Here is a 17,153-nt window from a genome sequence, read left to right as displayed (position 1 = left end):
GCGGGCTCAGTCCCCGCAGGTCGGACGGTACGCCGCCCGGGCGGGTCGCAGAGGCGGGTGCTCTGCTCCTCGCCGCCGCCGGCCGGCGTGCGGCCCCCGGGGCGGAAGGCCGGCGACCGGACGCTGCCGGTGTGTCCCCTGAGCACATCCCCCCTCGCGCGGGGCCCCGGAAACCGCCGGCTCCCACCGGCGTACGGTGCCGTCGGTCCCACCGCTGGTGAGGCGGCGACCGTCGGGGGCGAACGCGACGGCGTCGACCGCGTCGGTGTGCGTGGTGAGCCGCCGGGTCCCGCTGGGCCGGCCCGCCCGGCTCGAGTCCCAGCCGTACGGTGAAGTCGGCTCCTCCGGTGGCCAGTCGTTTCGTCCGTCGGGGCCGAACGCCACCGTGTTCACCTGCCGCCGTGTGCCTGTCCCGACCGGTCGCGGCCGACACCCGCCGCAGCCGCTCGCCCGACCCGGTCCTGCCCGACGCTCGCGCCACTCCTCGGTGTCCCCGGCGCAGGCGCGTACGTAGGCCGGCGTCACCGACAGCGTGGGCAGCCGCTGTCCGGACGCGGCGGAAGAGAGGGGCGAGATGGAGCAGTGCGCCTGGTCCGCCGGGCTCCGGTACGGCGGATTCCCGGCAGTGCGCTCCAACTGCCTTAATTCTGTGGCGAATTCGACTGACGGACCGTCCCCGTCGTCGTGCAGCGGTCGCTCCCTGCGCGGCATCGCCGCCCCTCCCCGGTGGGCCCGGCAGCTCCCCGTGGCTCCTCGTTCCCCCGTGCCGCGGGTCGCACTGCCGCTCCGCATTTTCAGGAGTTGTCCGTCCGGCACCGGTGACCGAACGCGAACGACGTGGAGCCGCCACAGCCGGAGTGCCCGGCTCGACCGCCCGGCCCGGCGGAGGCACGTGCGCGGGCGGGGCCGCCGCGGTGTCCGGACGAGGCGTGAAACCGGGCGCCCGCGAGGCAGGTGACGTGGCAGGGTAGGGGCTCGGGTGTGCCGGGTGGTCGCGCGCCATGTCTGGCGCGCCCGGCGCACAATGAAGCTTGGAAGCAGTGCCCCGCAGTCGATCTGTGAGCCCATGGACCACGGCTCCGGTCGTACGGAGAGAAGGAACGATGGGCGAGCACGGTGTCGCCACGGCCGCGGTCGACGCCAGGGGACTGGTGGTCGCGTGGAGTGTCGGCGCGCGACGGGTGCTCGGATACGAGCACGGCGAGGTGCTCGGCCGCCGCGCGGCGGACCTGCTGGCCCGGTCCCTTCCCGCCTCGGCGCGGAGCCGTCTGAGTGAACCGGCCGACTGGCACGGCCCCGTGCACGCACGGCATCGGGACGGTCACGACGTGGAGCTGGAGCTGGAGGCGCATCCCCTGCTGGACTCCGCCGGCCGGACGCAGTGGTTCCTGACGGCCACGGTGCCGGAGCCCGCCGCCCGGCTGCGCCGGTTGGCCCTGGACCAGCTCCCCGTGCCGATCGCTCTCTTCGACCACGACGGGCTCGCGGTGTCCGCGAATTCCGCCATGGAGACGGTGATGGGCAGGCCGCAGCAGGACCTCCTCGGCCGGCGGGTGGGGGTGTCCGTCGACGGACAGCGTCGGCTGCCGGGCTTCGAGGGGCTCGACGACGCGGTGCGACGCGTGCTGCGCACGGGTGAGCCGATGCCGTTCGAGGCGTGGCTGCGCGCGCCGGGCGAGGCGAACGAGCACGCGTGGCTGGTCTCCCTCAGCCCGTTGAAGGACGCCTCCGGCGACGTACGGGGCATGTGCCTGGCGGCGATCGACAGCACGGAGCAGTTCCTGGCCCGCCGACGCCTGAGCATGCTCAACGAGTCCAGCAACCGGATCGGCTCCACCCTCGACGTGACCCGCACTGCCGAGGAACTCGCCGAGGTGTGCACGGACCATCTCGCCGACTTCATCATCGTGGACCTGCTGGACTCGGTGCTCGCCGGTGAGGAGGCCGCCCCCTCGCCCGACGCCGGTCCCCTGGTCTTCCGCCGCGCCGCCCACCGGTCCGTGCTGGAGGGCTGCCCCGAGGCCGTCATCCCGGTCGGCAGCAGACACAGCTACGACGAGGGCTCGCCGTCGGGCCGCGCGCTGGCCACCGGCCGTGCCCTGCTGTACGAGGTCGACGACGTCACCGGGCTGCGGTGGGCGGGGGGCTCACGGGAGCGGGCCCGCAGCATCGAGACCTACGGCATCCACTCGATCATGGCCGTGCCCCTGCGCGCCCGCGGCCTCACCCTCGGCCTGTCGATCCTCTCCCGCCACCGCACGGCCGAGCCCTTCGGCGAGGACGACCTGCTGCTGGCCGAGGAACTCGCCGCCCACGCCGCCGTCTGCGTCGACAACGCCCGCCGCTACACCCGCGAACGCGCCATCGCCCTGGAACTGCAACGCAGTCTCCTGCCCCACCGCGCGCCCCGGCAGGCGGCCGTCGAGGTCGCCTCCCGCTATCGGCCGGCCAGTACCCGCGCCGGCATCGGCGGCGACTGGTTCGACGTCATCCCGCTGTCCGGCGCCCGAGTGGGGCTGGTCGTGGGCGATGTCGTCGGCCACGGCGTACAGGCGTCCGCCACCATGGGACGGCTCCGGACGGCCGTGCGCACCCTGGCCGACGTCGACCTGGCTCCGGACGAGCTGCTCACCCAGCTCGACGACATCGTGCTGCGGCTGGAGTCCGAGCTGACCACGGACGAGGCCGAGGACGCGGAGAGCCCGGGCGAGATCGGGGCCACCTGTCTGTACGCCGTGTACGACCCTGTCGCGCGCCGCTGTTCCATGGCCCGGGCCGGCCACCCGCCACCGGCCCTGATCACCCCGGACGGCGAGGCGGCCTTCCTCGACCTGCCGATCGGGCCCCCGCTGGGCGTGGGCGGTCTGCCCTTCGAGACCGCGGAGTTCGACGTCCCCGAGGGCAGCGTGTTCGCCCTCTACACCGACGGCCTCGTCCAGGGGGCCGGACGCGACCTGGACGACGGACTCGCACGGCTGCGCCAGGCTCTCCGCGGCACGGCCCGTCCGCTGGAGGAGACCTGCGACGGAGTCCTGGCGAGCCTGCTGACGGACCGCCCCGTCGACGACGTGGCCCTGCTGCTGGCCCGGACCCGGGCACTGGACGCCGACCGGGTCGCGGTCTGGGACGTCCCGGCCGATCCCGCGTTCGTGGGGCAGGCCCGCAAACTGGCCTGCGACCAGCTCGCCGCCTGGCAGCTGGAGGACCTCTCCTTCGTCACCGAACTCGTCGTCAGCGAGCTGGTCACCAACGCCATCCGCTACGGCGGGTCCCCGATCCAGCTGCGGCTGATCCGCGAGGCGACCCTCATCTGCGAGGTCTCGGACTCCAGCGCCACCGCTCCACACATGCGCCGGGCCCGCGCCTTCGACGAGGGCGGCCGCGGCCTCCTCCTCGTCGCGCAGCTGACCCAGCGCTGGGGCAGCCGCCACACCCGCACGGGCAAGACCATCTGGGCCGAGCAGGCCCTCCCCGACGAGGAACGGACGGCGTAGCGCCGGAGCGGCGCCGACGACCGTGCGACTCCTTGACCCCCGGTCGGCACTCCACGATGCTGTGTTGCGGTACGCGCTATGCGTGCCGCGATGAGAAACATCAGACTCAGGTCTCGTACCAGCCGAGGAGTGGCCATGGCTCACCAGGTCCGTGCTGTCGTCGCGCGGGGCAAGGGCGCCCCCGTCAGTCTGGAAACGATCGTCGTGCCGGACCCCGGCCCGGGCGAGGCGCTGGTGAAGGTCGAGGCCTGCGGGGTGTGCCACACCGATCTGCACTACCGGGAGGGCGGGATCAACGACGACTTCCCCTTCCTGCTCGGCCATGAGGCCGCGGGTGTGGTGGAGGCGGTGGGGGAGGGGGTCACGGATGTCGCCCCCGGTGACTTCGTCATCCTCAACTGGCGTGCGGTGTGCGGTAGTTGCCGGGCGTGTCGACGTGGTCGCCCCTGGTACTGCTTCGCCACCCACAACGCGAAGCAGAAGATGACCCTGCTCGACGGTACCGAGCTGGCTCCCGCGCTGGGCATCGGCGCCTTCGCGGAGAAGACCCTCGTCGCCGCCGGCCAGTGCACCAAGGTCGACCGGGCCGCGTCGCCGGCCGTCGCCGGGCTGCTGGGCTGCGGGGTGATGGCGGGCATCGGCGCCGCGATCAACACGGGGAACGTCGGCAGGGGAGACACGGTCGCCGTCATCGGCTGCGGCGGAGTCGGGGCCGCGGCGGTCGTCGGATCCGAGCTGGCGGGCGCCGCGAAGATCATCGCGGTCGACATCGACGACCTCAAGCTGGAGACCGCCAGGAAACTGGGCGCGACCCACTCCGTCAACTCCCGCGAGACCGACCCGGTCGAGGCGATCCGTGAGCTGACCGGCGGCTTCGGTGCCGATGTCGTCATCGAGGCGGTCGGCCGCCCCGAGACCTACAAGCAGGCCTTCTACGCCCGCGACCTGGCCGGCACGGTCGTCCTCGTCGGCGTCCCCACCCCGGAGATGAAACTCGAACTCCCCCTCCTCGACGTCTTCGGCCGCGGCGGCGCCCTGAAGTCCTCCTGGTACGGCGACTGCCTGCCCGACCGCGACTTCCCCATGCTGATCGACCTCTTCCTGCAGAACCGTCTTGACCTGGACACCTTCGTCACGGAGACCATCGCGCTCGACGAGGTCGAGAAGGCCTTCGAGCGGATGCACGGCGGCGACGTCCTGCGCTCGGTGGTGGTCCTCTGACGCCGGGGAGGGCCGCGGCCGCGTCGGCGTAGCCCGCGGAGCGTGACGGACGAGCCGTGGCCGGGGCATCCCCCGGCCACGGCTCGTCGTCGTGTTCCGGGAACGGCGCGTCCCGGGGTGATCGGGTGGTGGGTCTCGCCATCGCCTTCAGTGCCCTCCGGCGCGGTCGTCGCCGGCTGATCAGCGCGGAGACCGCAGGGGCGGGGGTCACGGCACCCCCCTGTGCGGCCATGACCCCGACCGGGCTTCTGTTGTTCTATGTGAGGTGGGGTTTGAATAACGCAACGATGCGAGGGACTCGGAGGGGCCTCTGGATGTCTTGACAAGGGTTCTGGGCGACTCCAGACTGATGTTGCGCTTACCGCAAACCGTTTCGTTATACGCACCCGAGGTGTCATGATGATTCCCGCGTGCCGTCTCGCGGATCTTCCGCGAGGTGAGGCCTTCCGGCTCGACATCGACCCGCCGGTGTCGGTGTTCCACACCGACGACGGCGAGGTCTTCGCCATCGATGACACCTGCACCCACCAGGACGCCTCGCTCGCCGACGGCTGGCTGGAGGGCTGCGAGGTGGAATGCCCGCTGCATGCCTCCAAGTTCGACCTGCGCACCGGCGCGGTCGACTCCCCGCCGGCCAAGCTTCCGGTCCGGACGCACGAGGTCGCCGTCGAGGACGGCATGATCTACGTCCGGCTCTCCACGGAGGCCCCCAACCTGCCGCCCTGCATCTCCGCCCGGCTCGCCGGAGGTCCCGCGTGAGGACCGTCGCCGTGGTCGGCGCCTCTCTCGCCGGCCTCTCGGCGGCGCGCTCCCTGCGCAAGCAGGGCTTCGACGGGCGCCTGGTCGTCATCGGCGACGAACCGCACCGTCCCTACGACCGGCCCCCGCTCTCCAAGGAGTTCCTGGCCGGCACCGTCGGCGAGGCCGAACTCGCCCTGGAGACGCAGGACGAGGACCTGGCGGCCGAGTGGCTGCTCGGCACCCGCGTCACCGCTCTCGACCACACCGGGCGAGCCGTCCGCCTCGCCGACGGACGTGAGGTGCGTGCCGACGGCTTCGTCATCGCCACGGGTGCCGTGGCGCGGAACCTGCCCGGCTCCGAGGGCCTGGCCGGAGTCCACACCCTGCGCACCCTGGACGACGCCCGCGCCCTGCGGGACGAACTGGCCCGCGGCGGACGCCTGGTGGTGATCGGCGGCGGTTTCATCGGCGCCGAGGTCGCCTCCACCGCCTGCGCCCTCGGCCTTGAGGTGACCGTCGTGGAGGCGGCGTCGACCCCGCTCGCCGGACCGCTCGGCGACACCATGGGCGCCGTGGTCTCCGGCCTCCACGCCGACCACGGCGTACGGCTGTTGTGCGGCGTGGGGGTGAAGGGACTGAGCGGCGAGGACCGGGTCGACGCCGTCCTGCTGGAGGACGGCCGCAGCGTCCCCGCCGACATCGTCGTCGTCGGCGTCGGGGCCCGCCCGTGCGTCGAGTGGCTCGCGGGTTCCGGCATCGCGCTGGACAACGGGGTGAAGTGCGGCGCCGACGGCCGTACCAGCCTGGCCTCCGTGGTCGCGGTCGGCGACTGCGCCAACTGGTACGACCCCCGTGCGGGCCGCCACCGCCGTGTGGAGCACTGGACCGGCGCGCGCGAGCGCCCGGACGCCGCCGTCGCCACCCTGCTGGCGGGGGGCGCGGTCGAGCCGGGCGTACCCAGGCCGCCGTACTTCTGGTCGGACCAGTACGGCGTCCGCATCCAGTTCGCCGGCAACGCGGCCGAGGCCGACAGCGTCACCGTCGAGGCGGGCGCGGCCGACGACCGCGACGTCCTCGCCGTCTACCGGCGCGCCGGCCGGCCGATCGCCGTGCTCGGGATGAACCAGCCGCGGCTGTTCACGCGGGTGCGCAAGGAACTTGCCGCCACCACATCTTGACACCACCCTGGCGTCACCCCATGCTGCGGTTGCCCACAGCGCGCAGCGTTGCTCCATACACAACGCCGACCGGAGTCGTTCCTCCCGGCGCCCGCATGATCCCTCCGCGACGTTCCCCGAGGAGTGCCCCGTGACCTCGACCAGCCTGCCCGACAGCCTGATCGCCACTCTTCCCGGCTCCTCCTACACCGATCCGGTGGTCTTCGCCCAGGAGCAGGAGCACATATTCGAGACCATGTGGTTCTGTGTCGCGCGCGCCTCCGAGCTGGCGAAGCCCGGTGCCTTCCGCACCGTCGACGTGGGCCGCGAGAGCATCCTCGTCACCCGGGCCCGGGACAACTCGATCCGCGCGTACTTCAACGTCTGCCGACACCGCGGGGCCAAGCTCTGCACCGAGGAGTCCGGCGAGGTCAAGCGGGCCTTCCAGTGCCCCTACCACGCCTGGACGTACGGCCTGGACGGCAAGCTCGTCGCCGCGCCCAACCTCACCAAGATGCCCGATGTGGGCCGTACCGAGTACGGCCTGGTGAGCGTCGCCGTACGGGAATGGCTCGGGTATGTCTGGGTCTGTCTCGCGGAGAACCCGCCGTCCTTCGAGGAGGACGTCATCGGTGAGGTCATCGCCCGCCTGGGCGACGTCGAGTCGATCGAGCGCTACGACATCGGCAACCTCTCGGTGGGCCGCCGGATCACGTACGACGTGCAGGCGAACTGGAAGCTCATCATCGAGAACTTCATGGAGTGCTACCACTGTGCCACGATCCATCCCGAACTGACCGAGGTGCTGCCGGAGTTCGCGGACGGGTACGCCGCCCAGTACTACGTGGGCCATGGCGCGGAGTTCGGTGAGGAGGTGCGGGGGTTCACCGTGGACGGTTCCGAGGGTCTGGACCGTATTCCCGGTGTCGCCGAGGACCAGGACCGCCGCTACTACGCGATCACCGTCCGGCCGCAGGTCTTCATCAACCTCGTACCCGACCACGTGATCTTCCACCGGATGTACCCGGTGTCCGTGGACCGCACGATCGTCGAGTGCGACTGGCTGTATCTGCCGCACGTCGTCGAGAGCGGCAAGGACGTCAGCCGGTCCGTGGAACTCTTCGACCGGGTCAACCTCCAGGACTTCGAGGCCTGTGAGCGGACCCAGCCCGGCATGAGCTCCCGGCTGTACGCCAAGGGCGGTGTGCTGGTGCCCAGTGAGCACCACATCGGCGCGTTCCACGACTGGGTGAACGAGCGCCTCGGCACCCCTCAGGGGTGAATCAGCCCAGGAAGCCCATCCGGTGGCTGATCTCGGCCGCGCCCTTGAGCAGCACCGGGGACATCTCGTGCAGGCGCTCCTCGGTGAACCGGTAGGAGGGCCCGGAGGCGCTGAGGGCGGCGATGACGTCGCCGTCCCGGTTGCGAACGGGTGCGGCCATGGCGTGCAGGCCGATCTCCAACTCCTCCAGGGTGAAGGCGTAGCCCCGCTCCCGTGCGGCGACGAGGTTCTTCTCCAGCTTCGTCTTCGCGGTGATGGTGTGCGGGGTGACCTTCTTCATGCCCACGGTGGACAGCAGTTCGGCGCGTTCCTTCGCCGGCAGGTGGGCCAGCAGGATCTTGCCGCTCGACGTGGCGTGCAGGGGGGTCAGCTGGCCCACCCAGTTGTGCGCGGTGACGGCCCCCGGGCCGCGCACCTGGTACAGGTTGATCGCGTAATGCTCCTGCATCACGGCGATGTTGACGGTCTCGCCGATCTCCTCGGCCAGCCGCTCGCAGACGGGACGGCCCTGCTGCGTGATGTCGATACGCCCCGTGACCGCGCCGGCCAGGCGCACGATGCCGAAGCCGAGCCGGTACTTGCCGCGCTCGCCGGCCTGCTCCACCAGACCGCGCGCCTCCAGGGCGCCGAGGAGACGGAAGGCCGTGGACTTGTGCACCTCGATCTCCGCCGCCACCTCGCTGACGCCGGCTTCGCCACGCTGAGCGAGGATCTCCAGGACGCTGATGGCGCGGTCCACCGACTGGACACCGCCCGAGCCCCCGTGTGAATTCGACGTTTCCGTGTCAAGGCTGTAGTTGCTCACAGTGCAACTATACGCGCAGTAAACAACACACTTGCAAGTAACCGCCCCGAAACGAAGTTCCTCAAGTTGCGTCGTTCGCAACCTGGTGCGCATAGCGCGACCGGTCTAGCATGCCTCGCATATCTACGGCGCGAGCGAGACGAGGCACCCATGGCCCCTGTGCAGTACGACTTCGTCATCGTCGGTGGTGGTTCCGCGGGCAGTGCACTGGCAAACAGGCTGTCCGCCGACCCGGCGAACCGAGTGCTGGTCCTGGAAGCGGGCCGGTCGGACTTCCCGTGGGACGTCTTCATCCACATGCCCGCGGCGCTGACCTACCCGATCGGCAGTCGCTTCTACGACTGGAAGTACGAGTCCGAGCCCGAGCCCCACATGGGTGGCCGACGTGTCTACCACGCGCGCGGCAAGGTGCTGGGCGGGTCCAGCAGCATCAACGGCATGATCTTCCAGCGCGGCAACCCCATGGACTACGAGCGCTGGGCGGCCGACCCCGGTATGGGGACCTGGGACTACGCGCACTGTCTGCCGTACTTCCGGCGCATGGAGAACTGTCTCGCGGCCGATCCGGACGACGAGTTCCGCGGCCATGACGGTCCCCTCGTCCTGGAGCGCGGCCCGGCGACCAACCCGCTCTTCGGAGCCTTCCTCAAGGCCACCGAGGAGGCGGGCTACGCCCCCACCGACGACGTCAACGGCTTCCGGCAGGAAGGTTTCGCGAAGTTCGACCGGAATGTCCACCGCGGACGCCGGCTCTCGGCCTCGAAGGCGTATCTGAAGCCCGTCCGCAGACGTCCCAACCTCACGGTCACCACCCGGGCCCTCGTCACCCGTGTCCTCTTCGAGGGCAAGAAGGCCGTCGGCGTCGAGTATCAGCGCGGCAAGGGCGCCCCGAAGCAGGTCCGCGCCAAGGAGGTCATCCTCTGCGGCGGCGCGATCAACTCCCCGCAGCTGCTCCAGCTCTCCGGCGTGGGCAACGCCGAGGAACTCCGGGCGCTGGGCATCGACGTCGTGCACGACCTCCCGGGCGTCGGCGAGAACATGCAGGACCACCTGGAGGTCTACATCCAGTACGGCTGCAAGCAGCCCGTCTCCATGCAGCCGTACCTGGCGAAGTGGCGCGCGCCCTTCATCGGGCTCCAGTGGCTCTTCCGCAAGGGCCCGGCCGCCACCAACCACTTCGAGGCCGGTGGGTTCGCCCGCAGCAACGACGACGTCGACTACCCCAACCTGATGTTCCACTTCCTGCCGATCGCGGTCCGCTACGACGGCTCCGTGCCGGCCGGCGGCCACGGCTACCAGGTGCACGTCGGGCCCATGTACTCGGACGCCATCGGTTCGGTGAAGATCAAGAGCAAGGACCCGCGGCAGCACCCCGCCCTGCGCTTCAACTACCTCTCCACCGAACAGGACCGCCGCGAGTGGGTCGAGGCGATCAGGGTGGCGCGCAAGCTCCTCAACCAGCCCGCGCTCGCTCCCTACAACGACGGGGAGATCTCGCCCGGACCGTCCGTCGAGTCGGACGAGGAGATCCTCGCCTGGGTCGCCAAGGACGGCGAGACCGCTCTGCACCCGTCCTGCACCTGCAAGATGGGCACCGACGAGATGGCGGTCGTGGACCCCACCAGCATGCGTGTGCACGGCGTGGACGGTCTGCGGGTGGTGGACGCCTCCGTCATGCCCTACGTCACCAACGGCAACATCTACGCGCCGGTCATGATGATCGCGGAGAAGGCCGCCGACCTGATCCTCGGCAAGGAGCCGCTGGCGCCGTCGAAGGCCGCGTACTACCGCCACCGTGACGTCCAGAAGCAGGCGGAGTAGACGTTGGGCGCCGCGGGGCTCCGTGTGCTGCTGAGGACGGTCCGCTACGAGGTGCTGCCGGCGAGGACCACCGAGGAGAAGGTCCTGGCCCATGTCCCGCGCGACGTCGTCGTCACCGTGACGGCGTCGCCGGTCAAGGGACTGGAACCGACCCTCGACCTCGCCGTCCGGCTCGCCGCGCACGGCTACCGTGTGGTCCCGCACGTCCCCGCCCGGCTCCTGCGGGACGATCTGCACCTGAAGGAGATCGCGGGGCGGCTGCGCGAGGCGGGCGTGGACGACGTGTTCGTCCCGGCGGGGGACGCCGATCCACCGGCCGGTTCCTACGACGGGGCGCTGCCCGTGCTGCGGCGGCTGGGCGAGCTGGGCCGGCCGTTCGACCACGTCGGTGTCACCGGTTATCCCGAGAGCCATCCGCTCATCCACGACGACATCACGGTCCAGGCGATGTGGGACAAGCGCGAGCACGCCACGTACATCGTGAGCAACCTCTGCTTCGACCCGCGGGTGCTGGGGGACTGGCTCGTCCGGGTGCGGCGCCGGGAGGTGACCCTGCCGGTCCATGTGGGCGTCGCGGGGCCCGTGCAGCGGGCGAAGCTGCTGGCGATGGCGACGAAGATCGGCGTGGGGGAGTCCACCCGCTTCCTGACCCGGCACGCGTCGTGGTTCGTGCGCTTCGCCGCGCCCGGCGGCTACTCGCCCGAGAAGCTGCTCAGGCGCACGGAGAACGTCCTCACCGACCCCGCGTCCGGGGTGGCGGGACTGCACCTGTTCACCTTCAACCAGATCGCGGAGACGGAGAGGTGGCGGCGGGCCCTGCTGGACCGGCTGGAGGGCTGAGCGCCCGCCCCGGACACGGAAACGCCGAACGCCGGACGGGCTCCGAGCCCGTCCGGCGTTCGTGTCGTACCGGTCGTTCGTATACGGAGGCCGTTGCGCTCAGCGGAAGACGACCGTGCGGTTGCCCGCGACCATCACCCGGCTCTCGCTGTGCCACTTCACGGCGTGCGCGAGCACCTGGGCCTCCACGTCCCGGCCGACCGTGACCAGCTGGCCGGGGTCCAGCGAGTGGTCCACCCGCACCACGTCCTGCTCGATGATCTGGCCCTCGTCCAGGTCCGGCGTCACGTAGTGCGCCGTCGCGCCGACGAGCTTCACCCCGCGGTCGTAGGCCTGGTCGTAGGGGCGTGCGCCCTTGAAGCTGGGGAGGAAGGAGTGGTGGATGTTGATGGCGCGGCCGTCCAGTTCCTTGCAGAGGTCGTCGGAGAGGATCTGCATGTAGCGGGCCAGGACGACCAGGTCGATGTCCAGCTCACGGACGAGTTCCAGCAGCCGTGCCTCGGCCTCGGGCTTGGTGTCCCGGGTCACCGGCACGTGGTGGAAGGGGATGTTGTACGACTCCGCGAGCTTCTCGAATTCCCGGTGGTTGGAGACGATCGCCGGGATCTCGATGTTGAGGGCGCCCGCGCGCCGGCGGAAGAGCAGGTCGTTGAGGCAGTGCCCGAACTTGGACACCATGATCAGGGTCCGGGTCGGCGTGGAGGCGTCGCTGAGGGACCACGAGATGCCGTACGCCTGGGCGACGGGGCCGAAGCGGTACCGCAGGCCGTCCAGGTCGACGTTCGGGTCGGAGACGTCGAAGTGGACCCGCATGAAGAAACGGCCCTGAAGTCGGTCGTCGAACTGCTGGCTTTCCAGGATGTTTCCTGAGTTCCTGACGAGATAGCCGCTCACGGCGTGGACCAGCCCGGCACTGTCGGGGCAGGAAAGCGTCAGGACGAACTCACGGCCAGGCTGGGGTCGGGGGAACCTTATGGACACGGCGGCCTCCGTCGGTGCGTATTGCACAACAAGGTGAGCGATACGCAACATGGTCGGCTCGGTGCCGCTTGCGGTCAAGGGCGGGCGGGTAAGTGGTCACATGGCCATATCGTCATCGGTGAACATCTTGACGTCCGTCTGGCCAGGCGACAGGGTGTTCCATCACAAGCAATCGGGTGCACGATGCGCAACGAATTTCAGTCGGAAGGCTCGGCGCGTGGCAGACCTGTATGTGAATGGCGAATGGCGGACCCCGGTGGCCGGCGGTCACCGGGAGATCCGATGTCCCGCTGACGGCACGCTCACGGCGACCGTCTCGGAAGGAACGCGCCCCGACACCGAGGCGGCCGTCGCCGCGGCCCGGGAGGCCTTCGACACCGGCCCCTGGCCGGGCACACCCGAGCGGGAGCGCGGCGCACTGCTGCTGCGCACCGCCGACATCATCGAGCGCGACACCAAGAGCTTCGCCCGCGCGGAGTCGCTCGACACCGGCAAGAGGGTGGTGGAGAGCGAGTACGACATCGCCGACGTCGTCTCCTGCTTCCGCTACTACGGCGGACTCGCGGGAACCGATGCAGGGCGGGTGATCGACACCGGCCGCGACGACGCCGTCAGCCGGGTCGTCTATGAACCGGTCGGGGTGTGCGCACTGATCACCCCCTGGAACTACCCACTCCTGCAAGCCAGTTGGAAGGTCGCCCCGGCGCTCCTGGCCGGCAACACGATCGTCCTCAAGCCCAGCGAACTCACCCCCTCCACCTCGATCCTGCTGATGAGGGCGTTGGAGGAGGCCGGGCTGCCGGCCGGTGCCGCCAACCTCGTCCTCGGCGCCGGTCCCGAAGTGGGCGCCCCGCTCTCCGAGGACCCCCGCGTCGACCTGGTCTCCTTCACCGGCGGCCTGGACACCGGCAGGCGGATCATGGCCACCGCGGCCGCGACCGTGAAGAAGGTCGCGCTGGAACTGGGCGGCAAGAACCCCAACGTCGTCTTCGCCGACGCCGACTTCGAGACGGCCGTGGACTTCGCCCTCACCGCCGTCTTCCTGCACTCGGGCCAGGTGTGCTCGGCCGGGGCCCGGCTGATCGTCGAGGACTCCCTGCACGACCGCTTCGTCGACGAGGTCGTCCGCCGCGCCCGGCTCATCCGGCTCGGTGGCCCCTACGACGCCGAGGCCGAGACCGGGGCACTGATCTCCGCGCAGCACCGGGAGAAGGTCGAGGCGTACGTCGCCTCGGGCCTCGCCGAGGGAGCCGTCCTGCGCTGCGGCGGCGCCCGGCCCGACGACCCCGCGCTGGCGGACGGCCACTACTACCTGCCCACCGTCCTCGACGAGTGCCGCCAGGACATGCGCGTGGTGCACGAGGAGTCCTTCGGGCCCGTCCTCACCGTGGAGCGCTTCACCGACGAGGACGACGCCGTACGCATCGCCAACGACACCGAGTACGGGCTGGCCGGGGCCGTGTGGACGCAGGACGCGGGCAAGGCCCAGCGGGTCGCCCGGCGACTGCGCCACGGCACCGTGTGGATCAACGACTACCACCCCTATGTGCCGCAAGCGGAATGGGGCGGTTTCGGGCATTCGGGTGTGGGCCGGGAGCTGGGACCGACCGGCCTGAACGAGTACCGAGAGCCCAAACACATCTGGCAGAACATCCAACCCCGGCCGCAGCGCTGGTTCCGCGGCTGAACGCCGAAAGAAGGTCGAACATGACCACCCAGACCGAGGTGCCGCAGCGGCGCGGCACGCCCCAGGACTCGGGTCCCACCCCGGTCATCTCCGTGCGCAGGCTGTGGAAGGTGTTCGGGCCGAAGGCCGACCGGGTGCCGGAGTCGGAGGAGCTGTGCGGGCTCACCCGCCGTGAGCTGATGGACCGCACCGGCTGCACCGCCGCCGTGCGCGATGTGAACTTCGACGTCTCGCCCGGTGAGGTCTTCGTCGTCATGGGCCTGTCCGGCTCCGGCAAGTCCACCCTGGTGCGATGTCTGACCCGGCTGATCGAACCCACCGCGGGGGAGGTCGTCTTCGAGGGCGAGGACATCCGCCAGGCCGACGACAGACGCCTGCGCGAGCTGCGTCGCCGCAAGTTCTCCATGGTCTTCCAGCACTTCGGGCTGCTGCCCCACCGCAGGGTCCTCGACAACGTGGCCTTCGGGCTGGAGATCCGCGGCATGGGCAGGGCCGAGCGCCTCCGGCGGGCCCAGGAGGTTGTCGAGCTGGTCGGCCTCGCCGGTTACGAGAAGTCCTACCCCGACCAGCTCTCCGGCGGTATGCAACAGCGGGTCGGGCTGGCCCGCGCGCTGGCCGGCGATCCGGACGTGCTCTTCTTCGACGAACCGTTCTCGGCGCTCGACCCGCTGATCCGCCGCGACATGCAGAACGAGGTCATCCGGCTGCACCACGAGGTCGGCAAGACGATGGTCTTCATCACCCACGACCTCTCCGAGGCCCTCAAACTGGGCGACCGCATCCTGATCATGCGCGACGGCAAGATGGTCCAGTGCGGCACCGGCGACGAGCTGGTCGGCGCCCCGGCCGACGACTACGTGCGCGAGTTCGTCAAGGACGTACCGCGCGGCGACGTGCTCACCCTGCGGTGGATCATGCGGCCCCTGGAGGACGGCGACGCCCTGGACGGCCGCGAACTGGGACCGGACGTCGTGGTCAAGGAAGCCACCCGGGCGGTGCTCGCCGCCGACAAGCCGGTCAAGGTCGTCGAGAACGGCAAGCTGCTCGGCATCGTCGGTGACGAGGAGATCCTCGCCGTGGTCGCCGGGCAGGAAGGCGGCGCGTGATGACCGTCGTCGTGGAGAAGACCGAACCGCCGGGCAGACCGGAGAAGACCCGGCCGGCCGAGGAGCCGGCCCCGGTCCGAGAGCCCCGCCGTGTCAGCCGGCCCATGGTGATCGGCGCGATCCTGCTCGTCTGGCTGGTGCTCTTCGTCGTCCTGCGCGGCAAGCAGACCCTCGCCCTCGGGGCGGCGGACCTGACCGATCTGCACCGCTGGTTCAACGACGTCAACGACTCGATCGGCGCGAACCGCAACTCCAACCCGCTCTTCCTGTACTTCTTCAACGAGATCCGCCTGGTCATCGACACCCTGGTGACCTTCGTGCAGGAGCTGATCTCGCAGCCCTCCGTCGACCGCCCCCTCCCGCAGATCGGCTGGCTCGGCGTCGTCGGCCTCGCGGGCTATCTCTCCTGGGCGTTCGGCAACTGGCGGGTCGCGCTGCTGGCGGTGGCCGGCTTCACCTTCCTGGGCCTCCAGGGGCTGTGGCAGGAGAGCATGGACACCCTGGCGCTCACCGTCTCCGCGGTGTTCGTGGCGCTGCTGTTCGCGATCCCGCTGGGCGTGTGGGCGGGGCTGTCCGACCGGGTCAACCGGATCGTCACGCCCCTGCTGGACTTCATGCAGACGATGCCGACCTTCGTCTACCTGGCCCCGCTGACCCTGTTCTTCCTCATCGGCGGAGCCTCCGCCACCATCGCCACCGTGATCTACGCGGCGCCGCCGGCCATCCGGATCACCGCGCACGCCATCCGGAACGTGCCGGAGACGACGGTGGAGGCCGCCGACTCGCTCGGGGCGACGCGCGGTCAGGCCCTGCTGAAGGTCCTGCTGCCCATGTCCAAGCGGACCGTGGTGATGGGCGTCAACCAGACCATCATGGCCGCTCTGGCCATGGTGACCATCGCGGCCCTGATCGACGCTCCCGGCCTCGGCAAGACCGTCGTCCAGGCGCTCCAGTCGCTCGACGTCGGCACGGCCTTCAACGCGGGCCTGTCCATCGTCGTCCTGGCGATCGTCCTCGACCGGGTCACGACCGCGGCCAGCACGCGCGAGGAGGAGGCCCGGCGCTCCAAGAACCGGTTCCTCGCCTGGCGGCGGCCGCTGCTCGGCGCCGGCGCGGTCCTCACGGCCGTCCTGGTCTTCATGTCGCACACCTATGTGTGGGCGGCGGAGTTCCCAGGCGAGGGCGGTGTCGGCAGCTCCATCGCGAGCGCGGCCGACACCACGACGACCTGGGTGCAGGACAACCTCTCGGGTGTCACCAACACGGTCCGCGACCTCATCACCAACGGACTGCTCAACCCCTTCCAGTCGCTGCTCACCGACTCCCCGTGGTGGCTCGTCGGCGCCGTGCTGATCGCGCTCGGAGTCGTCCTCGGCGGCTGGCGGGCCGGCCTCACCACGGCGGTGTGCGTGGGGCTGCTGGTCGCCACCGGGGTGTGGTCCGACAGCATGACGACGCTGGCGTCGACCGTGGTCGCCACCGTTCTCGTGATGCTGCTCGGCATCGTCTTCGGTGTGTGGATGGGCCGCAGCCGGCTGGCGGACCGCATGCTGCGGCCCAGCCTGGACGCGGCCCAGGTCATGCCGCCGTTCGTCTATCTGGTGCCGTTCCTCGCACTCTTCGGCGCGACCCGTTTCACGGCGATCGTCGCCGCGATCGTCTACGCGGCCCCCGTCGCCATGAAGATCATCGCGGACGGGGTGCGGAACGTGCCCGCGACGACCGTGGAGGCGGCCACCTCCGCCGGGTCCAACACCTGGCAGATCATCACCAAGGTCCAGCTGCCGATGGCACGCGGCGCCCTGACTCTCGCCACGAACCAGGGTCTGATCTATGTGCTGTCGATGGTTGTGGTGGGCGGCCTGGTAGGTGCCGGCGCCCTCGGCTACGACGTCGTGGCCGGTTTCTCGCAGGGCCAGCTCTTCGGGAAGGGGCTCGCCGCCGGGCTCGCCATCGTCCTTCTCGGAGTCATGTTCGACCGCATCACTCAGGCCGCGGCGCGGCGTACCAGTGCATAA

Annotated in this window: 13 protein-coding genes; 10 read left to right on the top strand and 3 right to left on the bottom strand. The window is 70.5% G+C overall.

Annotation, left to right across the window (positions count from 1 at the left end; all coding sequences use genetic code 11):
- Window positions 1–6: 6 nt before the first annotated feature.
- A complete protein-coding gene (locus tag K1J60_RS47030; RefSeq protein WP_398683089.1) occupies window positions 7–711 on the bottom strand; it encodes a WD40 repeat domain-containing protein in 705 nt (234 codons plus the stop codon).
- A 392-nt stretch (window positions 712–1,103) separates the two neighbouring features.
- Here K1J60_RS47030 and K1J60_RS01565 point away from each other — a divergent pair, with 392 nt between their 5' ends.
- The 5 genes from K1J60_RS01565 to K1J60_RS01545 all read left to right on the top strand — a co-directional run bounded on the left by K1J60_RS01565 (window position 1,104) and on the right by K1J60_RS01545 (window position 7,895).
- A complete protein-coding gene (locus K1J60_RS01565) occupies window positions 1,104–3,494 on the top strand; it encodes a SpoIIE family protein phosphatase (protein ID WP_220644547.1) in 2,391 nt (796 codons plus the stop codon).
- Between the two features lie 135 nt (window positions 3,495–3,629).
- Window positions 3,630–4,715 carry an S-(hydroxymethyl)mycothiol dehydrogenase gene (locus K1J60_RS01560; RefSeq protein ID WP_220644546.1) on the top strand — a complete coding sequence of 362 codons (1,086 nt, stop codon included), beginning with the start codon at window positions 3,630–3,632 and terminating at the stop codon, window positions 4,713–4,715.
- A gap of 396 nt (window positions 4,716–5,111) precedes the next feature.
- The gene (locus K1J60_RS01555; protein ID WP_220644545.1) at window positions 5,112–5,474 is read left to right on the top strand and encodes a bifunctional 3-phenylpropionate/cinnamic acid dioxygenase ferredoxin subunit; all 363 of its coding nucleotides are present in this window, start codon (window positions 5,112–5,114) and stop codon (window positions 5,472–5,474) included.
- Window positions 5,471–6,634 carry an NAD(P)/FAD-dependent oxidoreductase gene (locus K1J60_RS01550; protein WP_220644544.1) on the top strand — a complete coding sequence of 388 codons (1,164 nt, stop codon included), beginning with the start codon at window positions 5,471–5,473 and terminating at the stop codon, window positions 6,632–6,634. The genes K1J60_RS01555 and K1J60_RS01550 overlap by 4 nt, the downstream gene beginning before the upstream one ends.
- Window positions 6,635–6,764: 130 nt before the next feature.
- Window positions 6,765–7,895: an aromatic ring-hydroxylating oxygenase subunit alpha gene (locus tag K1J60_RS01545; RefSeq protein ID WP_220644543.1), complete on the top strand. Its 1,131-nt coding sequence runs from the start codon at window positions 6,765–6,767 to the stop codon at window positions 7,893–7,895.
- Between the two features lies 1 nt (window position 7,896).
- Here K1J60_RS01545 and K1J60_RS01540 read toward each other — a convergent pair whose 3' ends face one another.
- Entirely contained in the window at window positions 7,897–8,700 is an 804-nt protein-coding gene (locus K1J60_RS01540) for an IclR family transcriptional regulator (RefSeq protein ID WP_220644542.1), read from the bottom strand.
- Between the two features lie 150 nt (window positions 8,701–8,850).
- Between K1J60_RS01540 and betA the strand changes: the two genes are divergently transcribed.
- Both betA and K1J60_RS01530 read left to right on the top strand, forming a co-directional pair.
- On the top strand, window positions 8,851–10,521 hold the full coding sequence (betA, locus tag K1J60_RS01535; protein ID WP_220644541.1) for a choline dehydrogenase: 1,671 nt from the start codon (window positions 8,851–8,853) through the stop codon (window positions 10,519–10,521).
- Window positions 10,522–10,524: 3 nt separating this feature from the next.
- Complete coding sequence (locus tag K1J60_RS01530) at window positions 10,525–11,361, top strand: methylenetetrahydrofolate reductase (protein WP_220644540.1); 837 nt, start codon at window positions 10,525–10,527, stop codon at window positions 11,359–11,361.
- Between the two features lie 99 nt (window positions 11,362–11,460).
- On the opposite strand, the gene purU is transcribed toward K1J60_RS01530, so the two are convergent.
- Window positions 11,461–12,342: a formyltetrahydrofolate deformylase gene (gene purU / locus K1J60_RS01525; RefSeq protein WP_052146168.1), complete on the bottom strand. Its 882-nt coding sequence runs from the start codon at window positions 12,340–12,342 to the stop codon at window positions 11,461–11,463.
- 217 nt (window positions 12,343–12,559) lie between these two features.
- On the opposite strand from purU, the gene K1J60_RS01520 reads away from it, so the two are divergent.
- From K1J60_RS01520 to K1J60_RS01510, 3 genes are read left to right on the top strand one after another with little or no spacing between them, the layout of a single operon-like run.
- Window positions 12,560–14,029: an aldehyde dehydrogenase family protein gene (locus K1J60_RS01520; RefSeq protein ID WP_220644539.1), complete on the top strand. Its 1,470-nt coding sequence runs from the start codon at window positions 12,560–12,562 to the stop codon at window positions 14,027–14,029.
- A gap of 20 nt (window positions 14,030–14,049) precedes the next feature.
- Window positions 14,050–15,135 (top strand): quaternary amine ABC transporter ATP-binding protein, encoded by a 1,086-nt coding sequence (locus K1J60_RS01515; protein WP_220644538.1) that lies wholly within the window; start codon window positions 14,050–14,052, stop codon window positions 15,133–15,135.
- The gene (locus K1J60_RS01510; RefSeq protein ID WP_220644537.1) at window positions 15,135–17,153 is read left to right on the top strand and encodes an ABC transporter permease; all 2,019 of its coding nucleotides are present in this window, start codon (window positions 15,135–15,137) and stop codon (window positions 17,151–17,153) included. The genes K1J60_RS01515 and K1J60_RS01510 overlap by 1 nt, the downstream gene beginning before the upstream one ends.

This window comes from Streptomyces akebiae (genome assembly GCF_019599145.1).
Lineage (GTDB): Bacteria > Actinomycetota > Actinomycetes > Streptomycetales > Streptomycetaceae > Streptomyces > Streptomyces akebiae.
Note: the sequence above shows the minus strand (reverse complement) of the source record. Positions and strands in the feature narration are given on the sequence as shown.

Coding starts and splice junctions, on each gene's coding strand:
- K1J60_RS47030 (WP_398683089.1), bottom strand. CDS start 711: ATGCCGCGCAGGGAGCGACCGCTGCACGACGACGGGGACGGTCCGTCA.
- K1J60_RS01565 (WP_220644547.1), top strand. CDS start 1,104: ATGGGCGAGCACGGTGTCGCCACGGCCGCGGTCGACGCCAGGGGACTG.
- K1J60_RS01560 (WP_220644546.1), top strand. CDS start 3,630: ATGGCTCACCAGGTCCGTGCTGTCGTCGCGCGGGGCAAGGGCGCCCCC.
- K1J60_RS01555 (WP_220644545.1), top strand. CDS start 5,112: ATGATGATTCCCGCGTGCCGTCTCGCGGATCTTCCGCGAGGTGAGGCC.
- betA (WP_220644541.1), top strand. CDS start 8,851: ATGGCCCCTGTGCAGTACGACTTCGTCATCGTCGGTGGTGGTTCCGCG.
- K1J60_RS01515 (WP_220644538.1), top strand. CDS start 14,050: ATGACCACCCAGACCGAGGTGCCGCAGCGGCGCGGCACGCCCCAGGAC.
- K1J60_RS01510 (WP_220644537.1), top strand. CDS start 15,135: ATGACCGTCGTCGTGGAGAAGACCGAACCGCCGGGCAGACCGGAGAAG.